General features: G+C 69.8%; 10 protein-coding genes. 1 reads left to right on the forward strand and 9 read right to left on the reverse strand.

Annotation, left to right across the window (positions count from 1 at the left end):
• Positions 1–4: 4 nt before the first annotated feature.
• From ACFU6I_RS05470 to ACFU6I_RS05510, 9 genes are all read right to left on the reverse strand, one after another.
• The gene (locus ACFU6I_RS05470; RefSeq protein ID WP_384361886.1) at positions 5–1,036 is read right to left on the reverse strand and encodes a glutamate ABC transporter substrate-binding protein; all 1,032 of its coding nucleotides are present in this window, start codon (positions 1,034–1,036) and stop codon (positions 5–7) included.
• Positions 1,037–1,047: 11 nt separating this feature from the next.
• Positions 1,048–2,436 carry a hypothetical protein gene (locus ACFU6I_RS05475; protein WP_384361889.1) on the reverse strand — a complete coding sequence of 463 codons (1,389 nt, stop codon included), beginning with the start codon at positions 2,434–2,436 and terminating at the stop codon, positions 1,048–1,050.
• A gap of 315 nt (positions 2,437–2,751) precedes the next feature.
• Entirely contained in the window at positions 2,752–3,735 is a 984-nt protein-coding gene (locus ACFU6I_RS05480; RefSeq protein WP_384361891.1) for an N-acetylglucosamine kinase, read from the reverse strand.
• Positions 3,726–4,991, reverse strand: coding sequence for a 6-phospho-beta-glucosidase (locus ACFU6I_RS05485; protein ID WP_384361893.1), 1,266 nt, complete (start codon positions 4,989–4,991; stop codon positions 3,726–3,728). The genes ACFU6I_RS05480 and ACFU6I_RS05485 overlap by 10 nt, the downstream gene beginning before the upstream one ends.
• Positions 4,992–4,994: 3 nt before the next feature.
• A complete protein-coding gene (locus tag ACFU6I_RS05490) occupies positions 4,995–5,897 on the reverse strand; it encodes a carbohydrate ABC transporter permease (RefSeq protein ID WP_384361896.1) in 903 nt (300 codons plus the stop codon).
• 1 nt (position 5,898) lies between these two features.
• A complete protein-coding gene (locus ACFU6I_RS05495) occupies positions 5,899–6,840 on the reverse strand; it encodes a carbohydrate ABC transporter permease (protein WP_384361898.1) in 942 nt (313 codons plus the stop codon).
• 7 nt (positions 6,841–6,847) lie between these two features.
• A complete protein-coding gene (locus tag ACFU6I_RS05500; RefSeq protein WP_384361901.1) occupies positions 6,848–8,185 on the reverse strand; it encodes an ABC transporter substrate-binding protein in 1,338 nt (445 codons plus the stop codon).
• Positions 8,186–8,247: 62 nt separating this feature from the next.
• Complete coding sequence (locus tag ACFU6I_RS05505) at positions 8,248–9,471, reverse strand: ROK family protein (protein WP_384361904.1); 1,224 nt, start codon at positions 9,469–9,471, stop codon at positions 8,248–8,250.
• A 430-nt stretch (positions 9,472–9,901) separates the two neighbouring features.
• Complete coding sequence (locus ACFU6I_RS05510) at positions 9,902–10,966, reverse strand: mechanosensitive ion channel family protein (protein ID WP_384361907.1); 1,065 nt, start codon at positions 10,964–10,966, stop codon at positions 9,902–9,904.
• Between the two features lie 362 nt (positions 10,967–11,328).
• On the opposite strand from ACFU6I_RS05510, the gene ACFU6I_RS05515 reads away from it, so the two are divergent.
• Complete coding sequence (locus ACFU6I_RS05515) at positions 11,329–11,865, forward strand: HNH endonuclease (protein WP_384361910.1); 537 nt, start codon at positions 11,329–11,331, stop codon at positions 11,863–11,865.
• The last annotated feature ends 40 nt before the right edge of the window (positions 11,866–11,905 follow it).

An 11,905-nucleotide genomic window follows, 5' to 3' on the forward strand; every position in this document is an offset into this window, starting at 1 on the left:
AGGACTAATTGCTCCGGTACTTGGGCGCAGGCGGCGCCGTGATGCCGGGCAGTCCGGTCGCCAGCCACTTCCGGTACGACACCATCCAGAGGCTGTCCGCACCACCCTTGCGGTAATCGACCAGCACCTGGTTGACCCGGGCCACCAGGTCGTTCGCGCCGTGCTTCGTGGCCACGCCGTAGTACTCGGTGGTGAACGGCTTGTCGCCCTTGAGGACGACGGCCGGATCCTGGGCGGCCTGGCCCGCAGCCAGCGCGTTGTCCGTGACCACCGCGTCGACCTCGCCCAGCTGCAGCCGGACCAGGCAGTCCAGCTGGTTGGGGACGGTGAGCCGGTCCTCGTCCGCCGCCGTGCCGTCGTGCTCGTCCTTGAAGACCGCACCGAAGGACTGTTTCTCCAGCGCCTCGTAGGCCGTGGAGCCCTCCGCGGTGCAGACCCGCTTGCCGGCCAGGGACTTGTCGTATCCCGTGATCGGCGAGTCCTTCGGTGCGAGGACCTGCTGCCCGGCCTGGAAGTAGGCGGTGGAGAAGGAAACCTGGTCGAGCCGGCCGCAGTTGATCGTCATCGTTCGCACGACGACGTCGACCTTGTCGTTCTCCAGGGCGGCGATGCGCTGGTTGGTGGGGATCGCCCGGAAGATCACCTTGTCGGGGTCGCCCAGGATGTCCTGCGCGATGGCCCGCACCAGATCGATGTCGAAGCCCTCGAGCCTGCCCGTCTCCGGATTGCGGTAGCCCCAGCGAAAACTGTTCTGGTCGACCCCGGCGATCAGCTTCCCGCGCGTCTTGATCTTCGCGATGTTCGGTCCGTCGGCGCTCGACGGCTGCAGGCTCGCCTCCGGGTCCTTGCAGTCGTCGGCCCGGGCGGGCACCGCCGTCGCCGTGCCCGGACCGGAGACACCGATGCCGAAGGAGTCGGCGCCGCCGTGCGAGAGCGGCAGCAGGGTGAGCGAGGCCGTCACCGCGCAGGCCACGGCCATCCCCGTCACCCCGCCCCAGCCGCGCAGTCCGGCCCGGGCGGAACCTGTCCTGGTCATCGTTCCCCCTCTCACCGGTACTCCGACAGCCTGCGGTTGACCCCGACGATCGCGGCGACCGCGGCCAGCGCGGCGAGAGCCGCCGCCCCGACCGGCAGCCCGCCGAGCGCCCCGCGCCCGTCCTTCGCGGCCCGGGTGAACTCGCCCTGCTCATGGGCGAGTGCCTGCTCCAGTGCGTCGTCCACCCGGTTGAAGGACTCCCCGGTGGAGTCCTTCGCCCCGATGATCTGCTTCAGCGCGCCCTCGTAGTCGCCGCTGTCGTCGGTCTTGCGGGCGGTCCGGTGGCGGGTCTGCCACTCGGAGACACCGCTGATGGCGTTCGCCACCGGCCCGCTCCCCTGGGAGTCGTCGGCGAGCTTCCCGGCCGTCCCCAGCTCATCGCCGAGGGCCTTCATGCCCGTGGTGTAGTCGGTCTCGTACTTGTCGTTCCTGCCGTCGGCGGTGAGCACCGCGCCGCGGGCGACCACGGTCAGGAGCTCATTGGCGCGTGCCTTCAGCGAGTTGATCCGTGCCTGGTTGAGCACATCGAGCGACTGCTGCCCGTGCACATCGGCGTCCTGCAGTTCGGTGCGTGCGACCGTGTGTCCCACGGCCAGCCACAGCATCAGCACGGTGGACGCGGCGGTCGCGGCGAGCAGCCCGTGATTGAGGACCCGGTTCGTCCTGCGGTAGTTGCGCCGCTGCGCCCAGAACAGCGCGCCCAGCGCGACGACACCGAGACCCAGCGAGAAGAACGGCCAGGCTCGCGCGGAGTCGTAGTCCTGGTCGAGCCGTCCGGTCTCCGCCGTGTAGAGGCGCTCGGCGGCGGGGAGGAGCTCCTTGGCCATTTTTTGGTTCGCGTACCGGAGGTAGGCGCCGCCCAGCGGCAGCCCCTGCCGGTTGTTGGCGCGGGCCCTCTCGACCAGGCCGGTGTACCGCGGGAGTTCCTGGTTGAGCGTGGCGATCTCCTGGCCGGACGGCGACGTGGCGTCCGTGGTGGACGCCGCCTTCACCAGCAGCCGGGACGCGTCCTCGATGTCCTTCTCGTACCGCTCTCGGACGTCGCGCGGTTCCTGCGCCCCCGCCAGGAACCCGCTGGCCGCCGCGGTGTCGGCATCGGCCAGGGAGCGGTAGATGCTCGCTGCCTCGGCGCTCAGCGGCTGACTGCGGCTCACCACGTCGTCGGTGGCGGCCGCCCGGTCGGAGACCTCGATCGCCGTTACGGCCCCGAACGCGACGACGAGCGCCGCCAGTACGGCCCCGATGATCTGGAGCCTGCCCGGTTCGGTCGTCGCCGCGGCGCGCAGCCGAGCCGCCGGCTCGGACCAGGCGCCACCCTGCGGCGCGGGCACGGAAGCGGGCGCGGGCGGCTGGGCCGGCACGTGGTCCGGCGCCGTGCGCACATTCGGCGGGTATGTCACGTGACCTCCCCCTCGGTCGCTGACGGTGGCCGTTCCCCCGGCCGATCAGAGGACTGGCACCCGGCCAGAAGTATGGCCGCAGGGACCGACATCCACACCAGGAACGCCTGGATCGTGCATCGGCCCACGGATGCACCACGCATTCGATCAAGGCGGGCGCCGCCGATCAAGACGAATCGGCGGAGCAATCCCCGAAGCGGACCGATCTCCCCACCCATGAACACGCTCGGGACAACTGATCGGTTCCCTTACGCAAGGGGCGTCCTGCGGCACGATTGCCGCAGGACGCCTCCTCAGTGCCCGTCCGTCGAGGTGTCAGCCGTACTGCGCACGCAGCCTGCTGTGCACCTCCGGCGCGGCCCCCGTGTGGTCCAGCCCCAGGAGTCCGGCACCCAGCACCGGCGGCTCCTGCACCACCCGGACCACGGCCTTCGGGGCGCGTGCCGCGAGGAGTTCGGCGATCCGGTCGTCCAGCTGCGGGTGGCGCGCCGCCAGCACGCTGCCGCCCAGGACCACCGGTGCCTCCTCGTCCAGCAGCCCGAGGCGGGTCAGCGCGACCGACGCCATCGCGACGACCTCCTCCGCCAGCCGGTGCACGAGACCGCGCGCCACCGGGTCCCCGGCCGCACCGGTCGCGAACAGCACCGGCGTCAGCTCGTGCCGCCGCTCGAACTCGATGTGCCCCAGGTGCAGCGCCTCGATCAGCGCGTACATCGAGTCGAGCCCGAAGTGCGCGGGCAGGGTGCGCGCCAGTTCGGTCGGTTCGCCGCGTCCGTCCTCGGCCCGCGAGGCGAACCACATGGCCTCCTCGGCGAGCCCCGAACCGCCGCCCCAGTCACCGGAGATCCGGCCGATGGCGGGGAAGCGCGCGGTCCGCCCGTCCGGCACCATGCCGACACAGTTGATCCCCGCACCGCAGACGACGGCCACGCCCCGGGGCTCGTCGACCCCGGCACGCAGTATCGCGAACGTGTCGTTGCGGACCTCCACCGTGCGGCCCCAGTCACGGGCCCGCAGCGCCGCGGCGAGCGCCTGCTCCTCGACCGGGAGATCGGCATTGGCCAGACACGCCGACACATGCGCGACGGAGTCCACGGGCTCGCTGAACGCCCGCGCTTTCGCCAGGGCCTCGCCGACCGCCGAGGCCAGGACGTCCACGGCCACGTCGATGCCGACGGCCGGCGGCTGGAAGCCGCCTCCACGCACGGAGCTCAGCAGCGTTCCGTCCGGTCCGATCAGGGCCACATCGGTCTTGCTGTTCCCCGCGTCGATGGCGAGGACCGCAGCGTTCACGCCCACGCGAGGTGCTCCCGGTTGTGCGCGATCAGCTTGTCGGTGAGCGCCTCGGCGTACTCGAACTGGCCGATCAGGGGGTGGGCGAGCAGCGCCTTGAACACCCGATCCCGGCCGCCGCGCAGGGCGGCTTCCAGGGCGAGGTCCTCGTACGCCGTCACGTTGGCGATCAGCCCCGCGTACAGCGGGTCCAGCTCCGGCACGGCGAGCGGCGTCGCCCCCGTGCCGTCGACCCGGGCCTGCACCTCGATCACCGCGTCGTCCGGCAGGAACGGCAGCGTCCCCCTGTTGTACGTATTGACGACCTGCACCGCCGAGCCACCCGAGCCCAGCAGGGAGGACGCCAGGTCCACGGCCGCCTCCGAGTAGAACGCGCCGCCGCGCTTGGCGAGCAGCGCGGGCTTCTCGTCCAGCGCCGGGTCGCCGTACATGGCGAGGAGTTCCTTCTCCATCGCGGCGACCTCCGCCGCCCGGGACGGCTTGGTGCCGAGCTCCCGTACGACCTCGTCGTGGGCGTAGAAGTACCGCAGGTAGTAGGAGGGGACGACGCCGAGCCGGTCGACGATCGCCCGGGGCATGCGCAGATCGCCGGCGATCGCGTCGCCGTGCTCGGCGAGCAGCTTCGGCAGGACGTTCTCGCCGTCGGGGCCGCCGAGTCGCACCCCGAGCTCCCACGTCAGGTGGTTGAGCCCGACATGGTCGAGGTGCACCTCACCGGGAGTGACGTCGAGCAGCCTGGCGAACTTCCGCTGGAAGCCGATCGCCACGTTGCACAGACCGACGGCCTTGTGGCCGGCCCGGAGCAGCGCCCGGGTCACGATCCCGACCGGATTGGTGAAGTCGATGATCCATGCGTCGGGGTTGGTACGACGGACCCGCTCGGCGATGTCGAGGACGACCGGGACGGTGCGCAGCGCCTTGGCGAGACCGCCGGCCCCGGTGGTCTCCTGGCCGATACAGCCGCACTCCAGCGGCCATGTCTCGTCCTGGTTGCGGGCGGCCTGGCCGCCCACGCGCAACTGCAGCAGGACCGCGTCGGCGTCGGCGACGCCCGCGTCGATGTCCGAGGTGGTGGTGATCCGCCCCGGGTGGCCCTGCTTGGCGAAGATCCGCCGGGCGAGACCGCCGACGAGGTCGAGACGGTCGGCCGCCGGGTCGACGAGCACGAGCTCCTCGATGGGCAGCGTGTCCCGCAGCCGGGCGAATCCGTCGATCAGTTCAGGGGTGTAGGTGGACCCGCCACCAACTACTGCGAGCTTCATAGGTCAGCCCTTCACTCCGGTCAGTGTGACGCCCTCGACAAATGCCTTCTGAGCGAGGAAGAACACGAGGATCACGGGGGCCATGACCAGTACGGTCGCGGCCATGGTCAGGTTCCAGTCGGTGTGGTGTGCCCCCTTGAAGGATTCCAGGCCGTAACTGAGCGTCCAGGCGGCCGGGTTCTCGGAGGCGTAGATCTGCGGACCGAAGTAGTCGTTCCAGGCGTAGAAGAACTGGAACAGTGCGACGGCGGCGATGCCCGGTCTGGCCATCGGCAGCACCACCTTGAGCAGGGTGCGCAGTTCGCCGCAGCCGTCGACCTTCGCCGCGTCGAGGTACTCGTTCGGGATGGTCAGCAGGAACTGCCGCAGCAGGAAGATGGAGAACGCGTCACCGAAGGCCATCGGGATGATCAGCGGCCAGAGCGTGCCGGACATGTCCAGCTGCTTCGCCCAGAACAGATACATCGGGATGACGACGACCTGCGGCGGCAGCATCATCATCGAGATGACGAGCATCAGAGACAGATGCCGGCCGCGGAAGCGGAACTTGGCGAGCGCGTACGCCACGGGCAGCGACGACACGACTGTGAGGACGGTGCCGAGCCCCGCGTACAGCAGGGTGTTCTTCCACCAGGTCAGGAAGCCCGGGGTGTCGAACACCTTGCGGTAGTTGCTCCACTCGAAGGGGTGCGGCCACAGATCCCGGGTCAGCGCCTGCTGGTCGCTCATCACAGAGGTGAGGAACAGGAAGACGAACGGCAGCACGAAGAAGAGCGCGGCCGCGACGCCGAGCGCGTGCACGGCGACCCAGTTCAGCAGCGCCTTGCGGCGTGCGACGCGCTCGGCCGGGGTGACCGGTCCGGCCGACGGGTCGGTGGCCTTGAGGGTGTCGAGAGCCTGCGCCACGTCACTCACCTGCCTGGATCAGTCCGCTGCGGCGCCGCATCAGCAGTGCGGTGAACGCCATGGCGAGTACGAAGAGAACGAGCGCGACCACACAGGCGGAGCCGTAGTCGAAACGCTGGAAGCCGAGGTTGTAGACGAGCTGCGGAAGCGTCAGTGTCGACTTGTCGGGATAGCCCGGTTCGAACTGCTGCCCGGAGCCGCCCATCACCCCCGAGGCGACCTTTCCGGCCACGAGCGGCTGGGTGTAGTACTGCATCGTCTGGATGATCCCGGTGACCACGGCGAACATCACGATCGGTGAGATGTTCGGCAGCGTGACGAAGCGGAACCGCTGGTACGCGGTCGCCCCGTCCAGCTCCGCCGCCTCGTACTGCTCCTTGGGCACGTCGAGCAGCGCGGCCATGAAGATCACCATCAGGTCGCCCACCCCCCAGACCGCGAGCGCGGTCAGGGCCGGCTTGGACCAGGCGGCGTCGGTGAACCAGCCCGGCGTGGGCAGCCCCAGCTCACCGAGGAGCGAATTGACCGGCCCCGTACCCGGGTTGAGCAGGAAGACGAAGCCCAGGGTCGCCGCGACCGGCGGCGCCAGGTACGGCAGGTAGAACAGGGTCCGAAAGACGCCCGTACCCGTTTTGATCCTGGTGATCAGCAGACCGATGCCGAGACCGAAGACGACCCGGCAGCTGACCATGACCACGACCAGCCACAGCGTGTTCCGCAGGGCGGGCCAGAACAACGTGTACTCGTTGAAGACGTACGACCAGTTCTTCAGCCCGTCGAACGTCGGGGGTGCGAAGCCGTCGTACCGGGTGAAGGAGAAATAGAGCGTGGAGATCAGCGGGTAGGCGAAGAAGACGCAGAACCCGATCAGCCACGGCGACATGAAGGCCGCCGTCCGGAGCGCCGCGCGGCGGCGCTTCGAACGGAGTGTGTACGTGCTCATCGCGGTTCTACTTCGCCTGTGCGATCGCCGCGTCGATTTCCGCGGCGGTCTTCTCCAGACCCGCCTTGATGTCCTTCTGCTTGCCCTTCTCGATGTCGAATCCGAGGTTCTGCAGGGACACCAGGTACGCGCCGCCGTTCACCGAGGGCGGGGTGGTGGTGCTGTGCGGGTTCGCGGCGATGTCCAGGAAGGTCTTGAACCGCGGGTCGTACTTCAGCTTCGGCGACTTCAGCGCCGCCAGCGTGGACGGAACGTTGTGAATGGCGTTGGCGAAGTCGACCACCGCGTCGGTGTCGGTCGTCATGAACTTCACCAGCTCCCACGCCGCGTTCTGCTTGGCGGAGGTGGCCGCGATGCCGGCGATGGTGCCGGTCAGGTATCCCTTGCCGTACGTGTCGGCCTCGTCGTCGGCGACGGGCATCGGGGCCACGCCGATCTCGAACTTCGGCTTGGTGTCCTCGGCCATGCCGAGCCGCCACTCGCCGTCCAGCTGCATGGCCACCTGGCCCGTGTGGAACGGGTGCTTGGCGCCCCACTCGTCACCGAACGTGGTGCGGAACTTCTCCAGCTTGGCGTAGCCGCCCAGGTCGTCGACCAGCTTCTTCTGCGTGGTCAGCATCGACGCGAACGCCGGGTCCTTGGCGATGTTCGACTTGCCGTCGCCGTCGAAGTACGTCGGGCTCCAGCCGCCGAGGTAGTGCTCGGTCGTCGACTCGTAACCGTGGTAGTTCGGCATGAAGCCGAGCTGCTCGTACGAGTCGCCCCTGGTCTTCGTCAGCTTCTTTGCGTCCGCGGCAAGTTCCGACCAGGTCTTCGGCGGGGAAGCGATACCCGCGGCCTTGAAGGCGTCCTTGTTGTAGTACAGCCCGTACGCGTCCCCGAGCAGCGGCAGTGTGCAGCGGACCCCGTTGAACTGGGTGTACTCGTTCATCGCCTTCGGGAACGTCGTGTCCGCGTCGATCCCGTCCTTCTTCAGGAAGGAATTCAGGTCGACGAGCGCCTTGGACGAGCAGAACTTGCCCACATTGTTCGTGGTGAACGAGGAGACCACGTCCGGGGCCTTGGACCCGCCCGCCCGCAGTGCCTGGTTGATCTTGTCGTCGGTCATGTTGCCGACGACCTTCACATGGATGTTGGGGTGCGCCTTCTCGAAGGCGTCGACGGTGGCCTGAATTCCCTTGACCTCGTTCGGGGCACTCCAGCCGTGCCAGAAGTTGATGGTCGTCTCCTTGGACGCGTCATCGTGGGCACCGGAGCTGCTCTGACCGGTACAGGCGGAGGCGAGAAGGGATATCGCGGCGGTCGCGGCGAGCGCGGCGGCCGTCTTCCGGCGGTTTCCGGACATGGCGGTGTCTCCCGGTGAGGGGTTGGGGCAGGAAAGGGACGGAGGTGCGAAGGGCGGGCGGGTCAGCGCGACGTGTCGAAGACTTCGTCGCGGGTGGTGATGAGGGCGCTCTCCAGCGCCCCGCGCAGTACGGGCCTGCGGGTGACGTCACCGGTGATCAGCCGGGGCCGGGAGGCCGCCAGTTCGGCGAGCTCGCCCTGCACCCGGGCGCGCAGCGGTTCTCCGCCGGCGGCGATCAACTCGCCGGAGAGCACCACGAGTTCGGGGTCGAGTACGGCGACCATGGAGGCCAGACCGGTCGCGAGGCCGGTGGCGAACAGATCGAGGAGCCGGGCGTACGGGCCGTCCTCGCCCTGCTCCGCGGCCGCGGCGGCCCGGGTGATCAGGCCGGCCCCGACCTCGTGATGGGTACCGGTGGCTCGGGTCAGTTCGTCGTCGATGCCGAGCTCCCCGGCCAGCCGGGACAGCACCTGGGCGCCCGCCAGCTCCTGGAAGCCGCCCGAGTTCGCCTTGGTGACCTGACGGACCAGCGGAACACCGGGCACCGGCAGGAAACCGACCTCACCGGCGCCGCCGGTGAAGCCGCGGTGCAGCCGTCCGCCGATGACCAGGGCGGCGCCGAGCCCCTCCTCGTTCCACAGCAGGACGAAGTCGTCGTGGCCGCGCGCCGCGCCGAGCCGCTGCTCGGCCACCGCGACGAGGTTCACGTCGTTCTCGTACTCGACCGGCATCGGCAGGAAGGCGGCCAGCTCGTCGAGCAGGGTGGGGGAGTGCCAGCCGGGCAGGTGGGAGGCGTACCGCAGCCGCCCGGTACCGGGGTCGAAGGCGCCCGGCGTGCCGATGACGACACGGTGCACGTCGGAGCGGGTCAGCCCGGCTTCCTTGACCGCGCCGTCCAGCGCGTCCGCCACCTGTCGCACCACGCTGTCGGCGCGCCGCCCGGGGGTGCGCAGCTCGAACTCGCCGACCGTCTCGCCGGTCACATCGGCGACGGCGGCGACGATCCGGTGGGCGTTCACATCGAGACCGGCGACATGGGCGGCCCGGGCGTTCACCGCGTACAGCTGGGCATTGGGGCCGGGCCGTCCCGCGACGGTGCCGGTGGCGACGACCAGACCGGCCGCCTCCAGGCGGGCCAGCAGCTGCGAGGCGGTGGGCTTGGAGAGGCCCGTCAGCTTCCCGATCCTGGTCCGGGAGAGGGGGCCGTGTTCCAACAGCAGATCGAGGGCGGCCCGGTCGTTCATGGCCCGCAGGACGCGGGGGGTTCCCGGTGTCGTTCCGGCCATGCGTGCTGCACCCGCCCTCTGTTAGGAAAGTTTCCTATTTGATGAGAGGACGGTATGGCGCACGTCACCGACCCGTCAATGGGCAGAGCGCCGGTGGCAACCAAAGCGTTATCCGGGGAGCCGGACAAGGCGCTCCCGGGCCGAGGCGGGCCCGCGTCGGCGGGTGTGGGCGGGAGCGGTTCGGCCGGTGGCGCGCCGAGTCCGATCGTGCCGTCCGCGGGGCGGGCGGGCGCGCTGCCCGGGCCCGGCCACCCGGTGCCGCTCGGGCGGGCACGGAAAGCAACGCCTCCCGGCCCTGACCTCCTGTGCTGCGGCCCGGGGCCCGTCCCGGTGTCGACCGCCGCACCCCTGCCGCTCAACCCCCGTTTCACGCCGAAGGGCGCCCCGCCGGCCCTCAGGGGCCGGGCGGGGCGCCCGTGGTTCCGTGGTGCTACTTGGCCAGATTCGGCGGCGTGATGGGTGTCGCGGCCAGCGACTGCGGGGATGTCGTCGACGCGTACGCGGACGGGGCGGCCATCCCGGCGGTCGGGTCCGCCGCCGACGGCTCGTCCGGCTGGGCCGGCACGCCACCGACCAGCCGGATGCCCGCCTCGTCGAAGGCCAGCTTGATCCGCCAGCGCAGCTCGCGCTCCACGCTCACCGACTTGCCCGGCATCGTCTTCGCGGTCACCCGGACCGTCATCGAGTCCAGGAGCACGGAGTCCAGCCCGAGGATTTCCACCGGACCCCACAGGCGCTCGTTCCACGGGTCCTCCTTGGCCATCAGCCCCGCGGTCTCGGTGATCACCGTACGTACCCGGTCGAGGTCCTCCGTGGGGCGTACCTGCACATCCACCCCGGCGGTCGACCAGCCCTGGCTGAGGTTGCCGATCCGCTTCACCTCGCCGTTGCGGACATACCAGATCTCACCGTTGTCGCCGCGCAGCTTGGTGACCCGCAGACCGACCTCGATGACCTCACCGGAGGCGACGCCCGCGTCGATGGTGTCCCCGACGCCGTACTGGTCCTCAAGGATCATGAAGACACCGGAGAGGAAGTCGGTGACGAGGTTGCGCGCACCGAAACCGAGTGCCACACCGGCGACACCGGCGGAGGCGAGCAGCGGCGCCAGATCGATCTTGAAGGCGCCCAGGATCATCAGGGCGGCCGTACCGAGGATCAGGAACGAAGCGACCGAACGGAGTACGGACCCGATGGCCTCGGAGCGCTGGCGGCGGCGTTCCGCATTGACCAGCAGGCCGCCGAGGGCGGTGCCCTCGACGGCTTGGGCGCTGCGGTTCATCCGCTCGATGAGTTTGGTGAGGGCACGGCGGATCGCGATGCGCAACATGACCGCGACGACCGCGATGAGGAGGATGCGCAGACCGGTGTTCAGCCAGGTGGACCAGTTCTCCTCCACCCAGCCCGCGGCGTTGCCGGCCTGCTTGGCGGCTTCGTCCAGCGAGCCGCCGGGCTCGGGTGACGGTGCTGCGGCCAACAGGGCGGACAGGGACACGGCGGAACCTCCAGATGGACGTGGGCTGACCAACCACACTAACGGGGCATCGGGAGTGCTCCGTTGCAGTGACGGAGGCAGGAGACACGTCTCACCCGGGGATATGGAAGGGGCAACCGGTTCCGGGAACGGGTGCGAGGCCGGGTGTGGCCGATCGCACATCGATCCCGGGACCGCTCCGGCAAGGGCCTCTTGAGCACCTGTTCCGGCGCTTTCGGGCCGTGCGGGCAGCAGGCACCCGGGAAAATCCTTCCGGCCCGTTACCCGCACGTGGTGGCGGATTGACCAGGCATGAGGAGAGACTGAGATCGGATCGTCCCGGCGCGAGCCACGCGCCGCCGGCGTACAAGGAGGCATCCACCGTGCCGCATGTCCTGGTTCTCAACGCGTCGTACGAGCCGCTCGGCGTCGTACCGCTCCGCCGCGCGCTCGTCCTCGTCCTGGAGAACAAGGCCATCTGCCTTGAGGAGTCAGGCGCCCTCATGCACAGCGCCACCCGCGTCATCCCAGCCCCGAGCGTCGTCCGCCTGAAGCGGTTCGTACGGGTTCCCTACCGGGGGCCCGTTCCACTGACCCGCCGGGCGCTCTTCGCCAGGGACGGCGGGCGCTGCATGTACTGCGGCGCCGCCGCGACCAGCGTCGACCATGTCATTCCCCGCAGCCGAGGCGGACAGCACGCCTGGGACAACGTGGTGGCGGCCTGCCGCCGCTGCAACCACGTCAAGGCCGACCGGCATCTGCCGGAGCTCGGCTGGCGGCTGCACCAGCAGCCCGCCCCGCCGACGGGACTCGCCTGGCGGATCATCGGGACGGGGCACAGGGACCCGCGCTGGCTGCCGTACTTGCAACCCTTCGGCGCGGACGACGCGATGGCCCGGATCGATGGCATCTCAGCCTGAGGACCCGGGCCTTTGTCGTCCCCGGGGCAGTCCTGGGGCG

This window comes from Streptomyces sp. NPDC057486 (assembly GCF_042802415.1).
GTDB classification, from domain to species: Bacteria; Actinomycetota; Actinomycetes; order Streptomycetales; family Streptomycetaceae; genus Streptomyces; species Streptomyces yanii.